The organism is Hoeflea sp. (assembly GCF_039975035.1).
GTDB lineage: Bacteria > Pseudomonadota > Alphaproteobacteria > Rhizobiales > Rhizobiaceae > Hoeflea.
This window is the reverse complement of record NZ_JBDWHW010000053.1, coordinates 1-13654: the sequence shown is the minus strand read 5'-3', so window position 1 is coordinate 13654 and position 13654 is coordinate 1. Positions and strand designations below refer to the sequence as shown.

Here is a 13654-nt window from a genome sequence, read left to right as displayed (position 1 = left end):
CGGTTCCCTCAGCCGCATCTCAGATGAACGCCACGGCGCAATCCGTCTGGGAACACCCGCCGAGCTGAGCATGATGCGCCGCGTCTTCGCCATCATGGGGATGTATCCGGTCGGCTACTATGATCTCTCCGCTGCCGGTGTGCCGGTTCATTCCACAGCCTTTCGCCCTGTCGGGGAGGCCAATCTCAAGCGCAACCCGTTCCGGGTGTTTACATCGCTGTTGCGCCTCGACCTGATCGTTGACGACAGTCTGCGTGGCGAGGTGGCAAGCATTCTCTCGCGTCGAACCATATTTACGACGTCTGCCTGCGCGCTGGTGGAAAAGGCCGAACGCGACGGTGGTCTCTCTGCAACCGACGGCATCAGCTTCGTTCATGAAGTTCTTGATACTTTCCGCTGGCATGACAAGGCGGTGGTCGATGCCGCCATTTATGACAGGCTCCACACCGCTCATCGGCTTATCGCCGACATCGTCTCCTTCCGCGGTCCGCATATCAACCATCTGACGCCGCGTACACTCGACATCGACACGGTACAGGACCGCATGCCGAAAAAGGGCATCACACCCAAGGCCGTGATAGAGGGACCGCCAGCCCGCCGGTGTCCGATCCTGTTGCGGCAAACCTCGTTCAAGGCGCTCAACGAACCGGTCGGGTTTGTCCGCCCGGACGGAACCTTGGAAAGGGGGTCGCACACTGCGCGCTTCGGTGAAATCGAACAACGCGGCGTGGCGCTGACGCCGAAGGACCGTGCGCTGTATGATGACCTGCTCGCCAAGGCCCGCGCAATCGTGCCGCCCGCCGCAGATGGCTCGAATGCGGCGGAATACCAGGTAGCGCTGTCAGACGCCTTCGCCGCCTTTCCCGACACTTGGGCTGCAATTCGTCGCGCCGGTCTTGGCTATTTTGTCTATTCGCTGACCGAAAAAGGCAAGGCAACGCCAGCATCGAACACAGATATCGAGAGCGCAATCGAGGACGAGCTGCTGCGCGCCGATCCGATCATCTACGAGGATTTTCTGCCCGTCAGCGCGGCTGGCATTTTCCAGTCCAACCTGGGCGAAAGTGCTACCCGGAAATTTGTAGCCGGGCCAAACCAGCTCAAGTTCGAAAGCGACCTCGGCGCCGCTGTTCTGGACGAATTCGCCCATTACTCCGATATCGAAATGACGTCGGTCCGAAACTGCCTGCACGTCCTTGGAACAGCTGCTGCTGCGGAGTGAGATGAGAACGACAATCTTGCAAAATCTCGATGCGCTACGCACCCTGCTCGGTGAGAGCAGAGTTCTGTGCGAAACACGAGACCTTGTTGCCTACGAGACCGGCGCGCGCTTCGATCATGCCGTTCGCAATCTTGCCGCCGAACTGAAACGGGCAATATTGCCGGGCGAGCTCGGAGCGATGAAATTATGGAAACGACAGATCAAATATACCGGAGAAAACCAATGACCACCATCGTAGACGTCAAGCAGGAAACTGCGAAAATCCTCGAAAAACTCGGAGTCGCCAGGGACAGGTGGAGCAATGGCGACATGGCGTCCTACTCGCCCGTGACCGGCGAGGAGATCGCCAGGCTCAAGACATTATCGTCCGCTGATTGCGACACCTCCATCGAAGCCGCCCACACCGCTTTCAAGGCTTGGCGGCAGGTGCCCGCACCCCGCCGCGGCGAACTCGTCCGGCTGCTCGGCGAGGAGTTGCGCGCCGCCAAGGACGACCTCGGCCGGCTGGTTTCCATCGAAGCCGGAAAGATCCCCTCGGAAGGAGCGGGCGAAGTTCAGGAAATGATCGATATCTGCGATTTCGCCGTCGGACTCTCTCGGCAGCTCTACGGGCTGACCATCGCGACAGAAAGAGCCGGCCACCGGATGATGGAAACCTGGCACCCGCTTGGCGTCGTCGGCGTCATCAGCGCCTTCAATTTCCCCGTCGCCGTCTGGTCCTGGAATACGGCATTGGCGCTGGTGTGCGGCAATGCTGTCGTTTGGAAGCCTTCGGAAAAGACCCCGTTGACCGCCATCGCCTGCGAAGCCATTCTTTTGCGGGCAGTCAAGCGCTTTGGCGAAGCTCCGCAAGATCTGATGCAGGTCCTCATCGGTGACCGGAACATTGGTGAAGCCATGGTTGACAATCCCAGGGTGGCTCTGGTCTCCGCCACCGGTTCGACCCGGATGGGACGTGAGGTCGGCCCACGCCTCGCCAAGCGGTTTGCCCGCGCAATCCTGGAACTGGGTGGCAACAATGGCGGGATCGTCTGCCCCTCGGCAGATGTCGACATGACATTGCGTGCCGTCGCCTTCGGCGCCATGGGCACCGCGGGTCAGCGCTGCACAACCCTGCGTCGTCTGTTTGTCCATGAAAGTCTCTATGAGACCCTGGTGCCGCGGCTCCGCTCCGCCTACGAAAGCGTTTCCGTCGGAAATCCTCTGGAAACCTCCGCGCTGGTTGGACCGCTGGTCGACAAGCAGGCTTTCGACAACATGCAAAAGGCGCTGGCATCGGCCAAGGCTGAAGGCGGAAAAGTGACTGGCGGCAATCGCATCGCCGAAGCCGGCAAGGATACCGCCTACTATGTCCGCCCCGCCCTTGTCGAAATGCCAAGCCAGACAGGCCCCGTGCTGGAGGAAACCTTCGCGCCGATTCTTTACGTGATGAAGTACTCCGATTTTGACGCCGCAATCGAGGATCACAACGCAGTGGGAGCAGGCCTTTCGTCCTCGGTATTCACGCTCGACATGCAGGAGGCCGAACGCTTTCTTTCGGATGAAGGTTCGGATTGCGGCATAGCCAACGTCAACATCGGCACCTCGGGTGCGGAAATTGGCGGCGCTTTCGGAGGCGAGAAAGAGACCGGCGGCGGGCGCGAATCCGGTTCGGACGCCTGGAAGAACTACATGCGCCGCGCCACCAACACGGTGAACTATTCCAAGCAACTGCCGCTCGCCCAGGGCGTCTCCTTCGATATCGAGTAGCTCCGCCATGACATCTCAACCAATTGCCGGCGAAGCGGGGTTCCGACCCGCTTCGCGCATCGCCTCGGTGGGGATTTCACAAATCCTCAAGATCGGCATTCGAGCCGCCGAAATGAAGCGCGATGGCCTGCCAGTCATCGTGCTGGGCGCAGGCGAACCGGATTTCGATACGCCGGCAAACATCAAGCAGGCAGCCAAGGCGGCAATCGACCGGGGTGAAACCAAGTACACCGCCCTTGACGGAACTCCTGCGCTCAAACAGGCAATCGGCGAGAAGTTCCGTCGCGAGAACGGGCTCGATTACGCGACGGACGAAATCACGGTGGCCACTGGCGCCAAACAGATTCTCTACAATGCCTTCATGGCGAGCATCGATCCCGGCGATGAGGTCATCATCCCGACGCCTTACTGGACTTCCTATTCTGACATCGTCAAAATCTGCGGCGGCATTCCCGTGCTCGTTCCCTGCGACGCGAAGGACGGGTTTCGCCTCAAGCCCGAGCAATTGCAAAAGGCGATCACCCCGAAAACCCGTTGGCTGCTACTCAATTCGCCCTCGAACCCGTCGGGAGCGGCCTATAGCGCTGAGAACTATCGTCCGGTTCTCGACGTACTTCTCGCCCATCCGCACGTTTGGCTGATGGTCGACGATATCTATGAGCACATCGTCTATGACGGATTCAGGTTCGCCACGCCGGCGGCGCTTGAACCAAAGCTGAAACCCCGCACGCTCACGATCAACGGGGTTTCCAAGGCTTACGCAATGACCGGCTGGCGTATCGGCTATGCCGGCGGTCCGAAAGCTCTTGTCAAGGCAATGGCGGTAATCCAGAGCCAATCCACCTCCTGCCCCTCTTCTGTCAGCCAGGCCGCAGCACTCGAAGCATTGACCGGGCCGCAGGACTACCTCGAAGAACGGCGCGAGAGCTTTCGGCAACGGCGCGACCTCGTGGTCTCGGCGCTCAAGCGGATTCCGGGAATTTCTTGCCGGACACCGGAGGGCGCCTTTTATACCTTTGCCGACTGCAGCGGACTTCTGGGCAAGACAAAACCGGATGGAACACGGATCCTCAGCGATCACGACTTCACCGACTACGTGCTTGAAGCAGGCCATGTCGCAATGGTGCCCGGGTCGGCTTTCGGTCTCTCACCCTATATCCGGATTTCCTACGCCACAGCCAAAAGCGAGCTTGAGGAAGCACTTCGCCGGATCGCGCGATGCTGCGAACAGCTGACATAACCATTCCTTGCGGATGAGCTCTTACCCATGGTCCGGAACTAATCCGGGCCCCCGACTGAAAAGGCCTTTGAGATGAGTGCCACTCCCTCTTCCATTCTTTGGCGCGCGAGCTCACGCGAAACGATCGATGCTCCGCCGCTTTCGCGTGACACTGATGTGGATCTGCTTGTCATTGGGGGAGGCTTCACCGGCACTTCGGCAGCGCTACAGGCAGCGCGAAGCGGTGCTTCTGTCTGCCTGCTGGAAGCCGAGACATTCGGTTACGGGGGCTCTGGTCGCAATGTCGGCCTGGTCAACGCAGGCCTCTGGCTACCGCCTGACCGAATTGTCGAGCAATTGGGCGAAGCGGAGGGCGGCAGACTGATCGACGTGCTTGGTCAGGGCCCTGGCGATGTCTTTGCACTGATTGAGCGTGAAGCAATCCAGTGTGAAGCAACCCGAAGCGGAACGCTGCATCTGGCTCATTCGCAAGCTGGCGTGAACGATCTGAAAGAAAGATGCCGGCAGGGCACTCGTCACGGCGCCCCGCTACGCCTTCTCAACCGTGAGGACACCGAACTCCGGACAGGAACCAACGCCTTTTCCGGTGCTCTGTTCGACCCGCGCGCGGGAACAATTCATCCGCTGGCCTATTGCCAGGGGCTGGCCCGGGCCGCCCAGGCTCAGGGCTCGGCGATCTGCGAGCATTCCAAAGTCACAGCACTGACACGCGATGGCGACAGATGGCGCGCTGTGGCCAATGGCCATCGCGTCCGCGCCCGCCATGTGATTGTCGCCACCAATGCCTACCATCTCGGTCTCAACGCGCCTTTCACGCCGGCTTTCACCGTAGTCAACTATTGTCAGTTCGCGACCGCGCCATTGCCCCCGGCCGTCCGCGAGACAATCCTTCCCAACGGGGAAGGGTGCTGGGACACGGCGATGGTGATGTCGTCGATCCGGCTCGATCAGGCCGGACGGCTGATCGTCGGCGGCGTCGGCAGCATGGAGCATCGTGGCAAGGACTTCCATCTCTCTTGGGCCCGCCGCAAACTCCGCCAACTCTACCCGCAACTCCCGGCCGCTTCATTCGACTATGCCTGGAGCGGCCGCATTGCGATGACCGATGACCACATTCCCAAGATCGTCAAATTCGGTCCCAACGCCTATTCGGTCTTCGGCTATTCCGGACGCGGCATCGCTCCCGGTACCGTATTCGGAAAAGCCCTTGCCGACACGCTCCTGCTTGAGCCACACGGCGACCTGCCTCTCGCTACGACCGAGCATTATGCCGAGCGGTTTTCCCGTGCAAAGGCGTACTACTACGAATTCGGCGCGAAGTTGGTCCACGGAGTTTCCGCCCGCCTGTGAAGACGTGCGACCGGCTGGACTTGTCCGGAAGTCCTGCAAGCTCAGTCGCAAGGGCGATGATTATCGCGAACTTCGCAATGATCTGCCGTATCAGGGCGAGACAGGGATACCCCAATATTTGCAGACACTGGGCTATCTCAGCCCTAAAGACTTTGAAACCAAGGTGGGATTAGCTTAACCTCGTATCCGATAAACCAGCAGGCCAATCTGGCTCAAAGGCACTAAAGTCAGCCAGGTCCATTGCAGACCGAAACTCGCGGATGGGGCGTTCAGGCTCATCACTTCCAGCAGATGCCGACGCCGCGTCCGTCAAACGCTGACAAGACGGTCGCCGCAGCCACGCGACATGCCGGGACATGACCAGCGTCGCCCGATGATCGCGAGAAAGACCGTTTGCGCCAACATCAACCATTCCACAGGAACCCAACATGTCCCAAGCCTTGAAGATCACCGCAGGTCCGTTCACTTTCGATGCACGGTTCGAAGAGGAGGCTGCGCCCAAGACCTGCGCTGCCTTCAAGAAGGTGATGCCCTATTCCGGCCAGATCGTTCATGTCCGCTGGAGTGGCGAGGGCGTCTGGATTCCTCTCGGAGAAACCGACTTCGGTGTTTCCTACGAGAACCACACCAGCCACCCTGCACCAGGCCACATCATTCTTTATCCCGGGGGCATCAGCGAAACCGAGATTCTTCTGGCCTATGGCGGCGTCGATTTTTCCAGTAAGATGGGCCAACTCGCCGGCAATCATTTCATCACTTTGACTTCAGGTCTGGAAAACCTCATGGCTCTTGGCAATTCAGTTCTCTGGAAAGGTGCCCATAACATCAGCTTCGAATTCGCATGACCGGAGAGCAGATGGGAACAGACTCCCGCGCCGTTTGAATTCGATCGCCATCTCCTGGGGCTCCAACACCGGACAGCGGGATACCTGTCTGCCGGCAGCTGATGCACGCCGACGGCCTTTGGCGACACACGGGACTGATGGCAGCACTGGCTGACGCCGCTCCCGCCGAGGGCGCGACGGTGCATGCTGTCATCACCGAGTGTCTGCGCGACGCGCGGCACCGACATGAAGGACTTTCCCGACACGAAACCCTGCCGGCAATGACGGACCGAAAGCACCGCACGATGGAACCCGCCGCTGTGTTCATCGCGTTGCCGGGAGGATAGGAACGCTCAAGGAGTTGATGGAAGCCTGGACATTGAACCAGCCTGGTGAACATGAGAAGCCAGCAGGATTGTTCAAAGTTGAAGGCGAACTACGACCCATTCATGGGTGCTCACTCCTGGTGCGATCTCGCGGCTCCTGGCGCCCGGAAAACCCGGCCTGCTCACGCTACAGGTTGATCATGCCGATGCTGGTGCCGCCGCAGACATACAGCGTCTGTCCGGTGACAAAGCTGCTGGCCGGATCGCAGAAAAACAGGAATGCGTTGCTGACATCATCGACCGAGCCGAGACGGCCAACCGGGATCTTGCCGGCAAGCTCGGATTCGCGCTCGCTACCCTTCGGGATGATGCCCCAGAAATTGTCGGTCTGGATCGGGCCCGGCGCCACCACATTGACCGTGATGCCGTGCGGCGCCAGTTCCAGCGCCCAGGTCCGCGCCATGCCGATCATGCCCGCCTTGGTGGCGGAATAGGCGGTCCGCGTCGGCACGCCCAAGGCTGCGCGCGAGCCATTGAACATCACCCGGCCGAAGTTTCGCGCTTTCATCGCTGGCAAAAACCCCTGCAGCAACGTCAGCGCCGAACCCAGATGCAATTGCGCCAGCCCGGTGATGTCCTCGGGCCTGGCCTCTTCGACAAGGTTGGGCCAGATCATCCCTGCATTGTGGACGAAATGCGTCACCTCATGGTCAGCGGCAATCTTCAGCGAAGCCGCCTTGACCGCGTCGGCGTCAAGAAGGTCGCATTCAAGGCTGACAAGCCGGTCATGTTCCCACTCGGGCGCATTGCGCGACAGGTTGATGACCGTGTAGCCGCGCTCGATGAGCCTGGCCGCAAGATCGGCGCCAATCCCCTTGGACGCGCCGGTGATGACTGCTGTGTAGCCGCTCATGACACCGCTCCGGAACCGGTTTTGGCGTGCACAAGCGCCAGCACTCTTAGCGGGCTGCCGGTGCCGCCCTTGATTTTCAAGGGCGGTGCGATCAGCATCGCCCCTGTCGGCGGCAGCAGGTCGATGTTGCGCAGGCATTGCAGCCCGAATTTTCCTGCGCCATGCAGCAGGTAATGCGCCGGATAGGGCGGCAAATAGTGTGCGCCCTGCCCCGCATCGGTGCCAACCGTCTCGGTTCCAAAGCCGCGGATGTCGCGGGCGAGCAACAGCTCGATCGCCGCGGGCGTCGGCCCCGGCGAGTGCGGCCCGTCATCAGCCATGTTGAGATACTCGGCACCGCGCCGTTTCGACCAGTCGGTGCGCATCAGCACCCAACTGTCCGCCGGAATTTTGCCATGCTCGGCCTCCCAGGCCTCGATGATCTCCGGCGTCAGCTCGAAATCATCATTGGTGGCAGCACCGTCCGAGCAATCGATCACCACCGCCGGCCCGACAAACACCGAGGGATCGATCTCGTCGACCGCACCATTGGCGACATCCCGGCCGGAGACCCAATGGATCGGCGCATCGAAATGCGTGCCGGTATGTTCGTTCATCGAGATATTGTGCCATTTCCAGGCCGGTCCCCGGCCATCATAGGACGAGACTTCCTCCATCCGGAACCGGGCGCACTGGCCGAATTCCGGGGGCAGCACGATCACCGGAAAATCCGGATCGAGTGTATGGGTCAGATCGACCACCTCGACCGATCCGTCACCAAGGGCAGCGGCGAGGCTGTTGAGGGGAGATGTCATTGGCCGCCTCCAGCAAGTTCACGTTCCAGCACCTTGGGATCGCGACGCCAGCGCTCTTCGAGATCCCTGGCGACATCACCGCAAAACACATCCTCGAGCCCTTCGCACAACCCCTCGACAACCGACTTCGCCAGCGCCTTCGGCGGCACCTTTGGCGGCGGCAGCGGTTGATGCCATTCATCGTCGGTCGGCCCGGTGAAGACATTGATCATCCTGAGACCCGAGGCCCGGAACTCCGCCCTGAGCGTCTGGCTGATCGACAATGCCGCCGCCTGGCTTGCGGAAAAGGCCCCGTAGTGCGGGTCAGCCGACAAGGCATGAACTGACAGGATATTGACAAACGCAACGGCAGAATTGACCCCGTCGGCGGTACGCGACGTCATCGCCGGACCAAAGCCCTGCGCCAACCGCATCAGCCCGAGCGCGTTGATTTCGAATTCCTCGCGCGCAAACACCGTATCCGAGCCAAGCACACCGTCGGGCCGCACATGCCGTGCGGTGTTGATCAGGATATCGGTCTTGCCTCCAATCTCGGCAGCAAGTGTCTTGACCGAGGACGCGTCGGAGACATCGAGCGGCATCACCGAGACCCCGTCCAATCCAGCAATTGCCGCATGATCGGATCCACGCCGCCAGCTTTCGGACTCTCCGACAAATATCTGTGACGCCCCGGCCTTGAGGAGCCCGTCGATCAATGGACCGACGATGGGTGATCTGATATCGGTGATCAGCACCCGCCGGTGTTTCGGGTGCGCTGTCAGACTGCGCAATTGCGGATCGTCCTCCATGTCGGGACTCCTTTCCTGAGGCAGGGCAATCATCACCCCCTGTCCGGCCTTGTCGAGCTTGAGATCCATGCGAATCTGGTCACCCCGCCCCACATCGCCATGCAAATGGCACAACACCGTTGGTCCAGCTGCCATCCGAACCAGACCGGACCGCCAGGGCAGTCTTTCGCGATAATAGGGATCGGGCGACGCATGAATGCGCGTCCCGGCGATCACCGTGCCGTTGCGTGGCGTATCCCGCCAGGTGAGGTCAACCGAGAGGCAGGAACAGCACGCATCGCGCGGCGGATACTGGACCGCACCGCATTCGTCGCAGTGCTGCAACAGGAACGCCCCGCGCGCTGCGGCAGACGTGAGCCCCAGCGCTGCGCGCGAACGCATCTGCGGCGGCAGGGTCGGCACCTTCTGGCGCAGTTGCGGATTTTTCTTTCCGGGCGGCAGAAGCTTGTCGGTCATCGGTCTGCCCCCGTCAGGATTGCGGCAGAGGAGCACAGGCCGCGGTCGTAGTTGATCATGCCGAAACCGGAAACCATCGCCGTGCTCGCATTGGCAACCTGGGTGCCACCGGCCTTGCCGGTCAGCTGGCGGATCGCTTCGACAAGTCCGAGATACCCGCCCGCCGCACCCGCCTGGCCAGCGGAAAGCTGACCGCCGGACGTATTGTGCGGGAAATCGCCAGCAATGGTCAGGTTGCGTTCGCGTACAAACCGGGCGCCCTCGCCCTTGGCGCAAAAGCCCAGATCCTCGAACTGCATCATCGAAATGACAGGATAATCATCATAGGTCTCAAGCAGATCGATGGCCTCCGGGCCGCAACCTGCCATTTCGTACAACTCATCGATATCCATGGCCCAGCCGCCGCGCAATTGCACCGGGTCTTCAGGAAAGGCGTTGTGACGCTCGATGGTCGAAGCAATCCGGGCGTAGGCAAGGCCATGGCTTTCGGCTTCGTCCTCGCGCATCACCAGAAACCCTTCCGCGCCGGCGCAGGGCATGACGCAGTCAAACAGTCCGAACGGCTCGGCGATCGGGCGCGCCGACAGGTATTGCTCCAGCGTCAGCGGCGATTTCATGATGGCGTTTGGGTAATTCAGCGCATTGGCCCGCTGGGCCACGGCAATGCGGCCAAAGTCCTGCCGCGTCACGCCATACTCGGCCATGTAGGCGTCGGCGATAAGGGCAAAGCTGGCGTTCGGGCCGCCCGACCCGTAAGGGTAGGACGCATCCATCGCAAAGCGTGAAAACGACGACAACAGCTGCCTGAAACTGTCGATCCGGTTGGCATCACCGGCGATGCAGGCCACCACGTCGACATCCCCCGCCTGAACCGCGCGCGCCGCGCGCCTGAGCGCCACAACGCCACTGGCGCCACCCATCGGGATGCTGTCGAGCCATCGCGGACTCAATCCCAGATGCTGGGTCAGGCCCACCGGCGTATCGGGGAACAGCGTGAAACTGGACACCGAAAACCCGTCCAGTTCCCGTGGCTTGATGCCCGCCACATCAAGTGTCTGTTTCAGCGCGCGCGCGATCCACCAATGCGCGGTTTCCTGGCTGTAACGGACATAGGGCACCGACACCGGCGCCGTTACCACCACGCCGTTGTAGTTTTGCCGCTTCACGCCGCCGTCCGTTTCTTCATCGCGCGCGTGTCCACGGTTGCCGGATCCTGCACAAGCCTGTCGGCAAGCGCCTTGAGCTCTCGCCGCTGAATCTTCTGTGTCGAGGTCAGCGGCAACGCCTCGACAAAGGCAACATAGCCGGGCGCCTTGTAATAGGCGAGTTGTGTCAGGCACCAGCCGGCAATCTCGGTGGCAAGCGCTGCATTGGGCTCTCCATCGACCTTCAGGCAGGCAAACACCTCGTCGCCGCGCATCGGGTCAGCAACCGCTGCAACGCCGGCGGCGAGCACTGCGGGATGGCGCATCAGGGCCGATTCGACTTCGACTGCGGCTATGTTTTCGCCCGAACGGCGGATCACGTTCTTCTTCCGGTCGACAAAGAACATCGAACCATCGGCCTCGCGGCGGACGATGTCGCCGGTGTGAAACCAGTCGTCCGCCCAGGCTTCCGCGGTCGCCTCGGCATTCTTGAAGTAGCCGGCGAAAAAGCCGCGACGCGGGTCTCGGCCTTCCCGGCGCACCAGCAGCTCGCCAGGCCCATTCTGGCTGACGTAACCGGCGGCATCGACGATCCGCACCTCCAGTTCCGGGCCGGGTTTGCCCAGGCAGCTTTCGCCGACCCGGCGCGGCAGCCTGTTAGCGCAGATCACCGCGCCGGCGCCTGTTTCGGTCATCGCCCAGGCCTCGACCAGCGGAAACCCGAAGCGCTCTTCAAAGCTCGCATGCAGTTTTGGGTCGACACCCGCGCCAAAGCCGAAGCGGACGGAATGCTCACGATCTGCAGATCCCTTCGGAGCGCCCATCAGCATTGACGGCATAACGCCGAGATAATGCAGGCACGTCGCCCTGCTCTCGGCCACGCTCTCCCACCAGCTCGAGGGGTGAAAGCGGTCGAGCACGGTCAGACATCCGCCAACCGCGACCATCGCCATGAACGAGTACGCCATGGCATTCATGTGAAAGATCGGCAGCGGCGTGATCATCCGTTCGCCATTCCCGGTCAATGTACAAAGCCCGCCCGCTCCGGCGTACCACCGCCCGGCCTCGAGAAAATAGGTGTTGGTCAGGATGCAGCCCTTGGGACTGCCGGTGGTGCCGGAGGTGTAAAGCAGTGCCGCTTCCATCTCCTCGCCGGTCAGATCATCGCCCGCTTCATCCGTTCTCAGCGCAACCGGCCCCGCCGGGCCGGGCTGCGGCAGGGCATCGCCCGGAGCGATGACCGGAACGCCAATGCCCGCCTCGGCGGCGGCGTTGGAAAGATCTGCGCAACGCGAAGCTATTCCGACAATCAGCGACGGCTCGGAATGTCCCGTCATATAGGTAAGTTCGGCATGTCTGAGGTCCGGATTGACCGGCACCACCGATGCGCCGATGCGGTTGAGCGCCAGCAGCCAGACAAAGAACTCCGGGCGATTTTCCAACAGCAGCATGACCCGGTAACCCGGACCATACCCTTTCTGCTGCAACGCCGCAGCCAGCACAGTGACCTGCTCGTGAACCTGCCGATACCCCGTTTCCCCGGGCGCAATGCCGTAAATGCCGGCGGTCTCGCCCATGACATTGAAAAGCGGGCGGTCCGGATACCGACTGGCGCTGGCGGCGAATGCCTGCCAGATGGTTTGGGTACCTGCGTCGATCATGGCAACAACTGGATATTGCGAAAGGCTGCGTCGCAATTGAGAATGTCGACACGCTTGTTGGCAATCCGCAATGCTCCATCGACCAGTGCGAGTTCATGCCGGACCGTCAGCGCCAGCAGACACTGTTCGTCGAGCCGGGTTTCAACATAATGCATGAAGGTCGTGGTCACAAAAGGTCCGGCTGCCTCGTCGAATTCATCAACGAACGGTCGCTGGATGACGTGATGACAACGGCTCTTGGGCTTTTGCGAGAAAGTCCGCGCACCGGTAAGGCGCTCAACCCGCAATTTCAGCATGAACAGGTCTTCATACATCAGCGATGTGACATTGAGCGGGTCGGTCTGCTTGTAATCGAGCGGCATCCAGTAATGGCCATCCTTGAGCCACAGTGCGAGCCACTCATCATAACGCCCCTCATCGAGCATGCGGACTTCGTCATAAATGAAGTCGATCAACTGGTCCCTGGAGATCGTCATTTCGCTGCCTCCTGAACATCGTCCATGTCGCAGGTCATGAATTTGACCCAGGCATCAAACTGGTTGCGCATCTGGCGTTCGGTGGTTCCGTTCTCGACCACCTCCTCGCTAAAGTCTTCGCCTTCCTCGTAAAGCCGCTGGAGATTGACCCATTCCAAGCCGTTGACATGCAGCCCTTCCTGGGCACGTTCGTACATTTCCAGGTCGTCATGGCCGACAATCGAGGTCGGCGCGTTGATCATCCTGTTGTACATTGCGGTGCGCGCGGTCAGTTCATCCGGCCCGTCGACAAGCCGGTAGATATAGCTTTCGACAATGGTCCGGTCTGCTGCCAGTGGAATGAACACCCTGAGCTGCTGGATCGGCCCCTTGATCATGATATTGGGAAAATAGACGGTGTTGTGCCGGTTCTCGCCAAGGATTGCCTTGGCCTTTTCCTCGCCATATGCCTCGACCATCTTGTCCATGTAGCCCGGAATTTCGGAATAGTTGGAATGGATCGAATGGTGAACACCGGTGTGACCATGGCCGTTGGGCCAGGTCCTGATACCCATGTTCTCGAAGAACTCATAGGCCGACATAAACGGTGCGATGATCTCCATCGCCGGCGGCAGCGGCGTGCCTTCGGGCATGTCGAGCTCTTTCCAGAGCTTGACCGCCGTCCCCGCCGAACTTTCATGCGCCACCATCGGATGGCAGGTATCGGTCTG

At 60.8% G+C, this 13654-nt stretch carries 13 protein-coding genes; 6 read left to right on the top strand and 7 right to left on the bottom strand.

The features are described from left to right. The 6 genes from ABJN75_RS04175 to ABJN75_RS04150 form a co-directional block, all read left to right on the top strand. Positions 1–1222: DUF1338 family protein (locus ABJN75_RS04175; protein ID WP_348437150.1), on the top strand; the 1222-nt coding region annotated here is incomplete at its 5' end. Between the two features lies 1 nt (position 1223). Next, positions 1224–1448, top strand: coding sequence for a hypothetical protein (locus tag ABJN75_RS04170; RefSeq protein ID WP_348437148.1), 225 nt, complete (start codon positions 1224–1226; stop codon positions 1446–1448). Next, positions 1445–2971, top strand: a complete 1527-nt coding sequence (locus ABJN75_RS04165) for an aldehyde dehydrogenase family protein (RefSeq protein WP_348437146.1) — start codon at positions 1445–1447, stop codon at positions 2969–2971. The genes ABJN75_RS04170 and ABJN75_RS04165 overlap by 4 nt, the downstream gene beginning before the upstream one ends. A 7-nt stretch (positions 2972–2978) precedes the next feature. Then, complete coding sequence (locus ABJN75_RS04160) at positions 2979–4211, top strand: pyridoxal phosphate-dependent aminotransferase (protein ID WP_348437144.1); 1233 nt, start codon at positions 2979–2981, stop codon at positions 4209–4211. A 72-nt stretch (positions 4212–4283) separates the two neighbouring features. Continuing rightward, positions 4284–5561 (top strand): FAD-dependent oxidoreductase, encoded by a 1278-nt coding sequence (locus ABJN75_RS04155; RefSeq protein ID WP_348437142.1) that lies wholly within the window; start codon positions 4284–4286, stop codon positions 5559–5561. A gap of 428 nt (positions 5562–5989) precedes the next feature. Further along, positions 5990–6406, top strand: a complete 417-nt coding sequence (locus ABJN75_RS04150) for a DUF3830 family protein (RefSeq protein ID WP_348437140.1) — start codon at positions 5990–5992, stop codon at positions 6404–6406. A 492-nt stretch (positions 6407–6898) separates the two neighbouring features. On the opposite strand, the gene ABJN75_RS04145 is transcribed toward ABJN75_RS04150, so the two are convergent. The 7 genes from ABJN75_RS04145 to ABJN75_RS04115 form a co-directional block, all read right to left on the bottom strand. Next, positions 6899–7624: an SDR family oxidoreductase gene (locus tag ABJN75_RS04145; RefSeq protein ID WP_348437138.1), complete on the bottom strand. Its 726-nt coding sequence runs from the start codon at positions 7622–7624 to the stop codon at positions 6899–6901. Beyond that, positions 7621–8418 (bottom strand): cyclase family protein, encoded by a 798-nt coding sequence (locus ABJN75_RS04140; protein WP_348437136.1) that lies wholly within the window; start codon positions 8416–8418, stop codon positions 7621–7623. Before ABJN75_RS04140 ends, ABJN75_RS04145 begins: the two co-directional genes overlap by 4 nt. Beyond that, positions 8415–9662 carry an SDR family NAD(P)-dependent oxidoreductase gene (locus ABJN75_RS04135; protein ID WP_348437134.1) on the bottom strand — a complete coding sequence of 416 codons (1248 nt, stop codon included), beginning with the start codon at positions 9660–9662 and terminating at the stop codon, positions 8415–8417. Before ABJN75_RS04135 ends, ABJN75_RS04140 begins: the two co-directional genes overlap by 4 nt. Further along, the gene (locus ABJN75_RS04130; RefSeq protein ID WP_348437132.1) at positions 9659–10828 is read right to left on the bottom strand and encodes a thiolase family protein; all 1170 of its coding nucleotides are present in this window, start codon (positions 10826–10828) and stop codon (positions 9659–9661) included. Before ABJN75_RS04130 ends, ABJN75_RS04135 begins: the two co-directional genes overlap by 4 nt. Further along, complete coding sequence (locus ABJN75_RS04125) at positions 10825–12468, bottom strand: AMP-binding protein (protein WP_348437130.1); 1644 nt, start codon at positions 12466–12468, stop codon at positions 10825–10827. The genes ABJN75_RS04130 and ABJN75_RS04125 overlap by 4 nt, the downstream gene beginning before the upstream one ends. Beyond that, complete coding sequence (locus tag ABJN75_RS04120; protein WP_348437128.1) at positions 12465–12944, bottom strand: aromatic-ring-hydroxylating dioxygenase subunit beta; 480 nt, start codon at positions 12942–12944, stop codon at positions 12465–12467. The genes ABJN75_RS04125 and ABJN75_RS04120 overlap by 4 nt, the downstream gene beginning before the upstream one ends. After that, on the bottom strand, positions 12941–13654 hold a 714-nt coding region (locus ABJN75_RS04115), incomplete at its 5' end, for an SRPBCC family protein (RefSeq protein WP_348437126.1). The genes ABJN75_RS04115 and ABJN75_RS04120, both read right to left, overlap by 4 nt.

Bases quoted from the DNA above. Each gene is read 5' to 3' on its own strand.
- ABJN75_RS04170 (WP_348437148.1), top strand. From the start codon at position 1,224: ATGAGAACGACAATCTTGCAAAATCTCGATGCGCTACGCACCCTGCTC.
- ABJN75_RS04165 (WP_348437146.1), top strand. From the start codon at position 1,445: ATGACCACCATCGTAGACGTCAAGCAGGAAACTGCGAAAATCCTCGAA.
- ABJN75_RS04160 (WP_348437144.1), top strand. From the start codon at position 2,979: ATGACATCTCAACCAATTGCCGGCGAAGCGGGGTTCCGACCCGCTTCG.
- ABJN75_RS04155 (WP_348437142.1), top strand. From the start codon at position 4,284: ATGAGTGCCACTCCCTCTTCCATTCTTTGGCGCGCGAGCTCACGCGAA.
- ABJN75_RS04150 (WP_348437140.1), top strand. From the start codon at position 5,990: ATGTCCCAAGCCTTGAAGATCACCGCAGGTCCGTTCACTTTCGATGCA.
- ABJN75_RS04145 (WP_348437138.1), bottom strand. From the start codon at position 7,624: ATGAGCGGCTACACAGCAGTCATCACCGGCGCGTCCAAGGGGATTGGC.
- ABJN75_RS04140 (WP_348437136.1), bottom strand. From the start codon at position 8,418: ATGACATCTCCCCTCAACAGCCTCGCCGCTGCCCTTGGTGACGGATCG.
- ABJN75_RS04135 (WP_348437134.1), bottom strand. From the start codon at position 9,662: ATGACCGACAAGCTTCTGCCGCCCGGAAAGAAAAATCCGCAACTGCGC.
- ABJN75_RS04125 (WP_348437130.1), bottom strand. From the start codon at position 12,468: ATGATCGACGCAGGTACCCAAACCATCTGGCAGGCATTCGCCGCCAGC.
- ABJN75_RS04120 (WP_348437128.1), bottom strand. From the start codon at position 12,944: ATGACGATCTCCAGGGACCAGTTGATCGACTTCATTTATGACGAAGTC.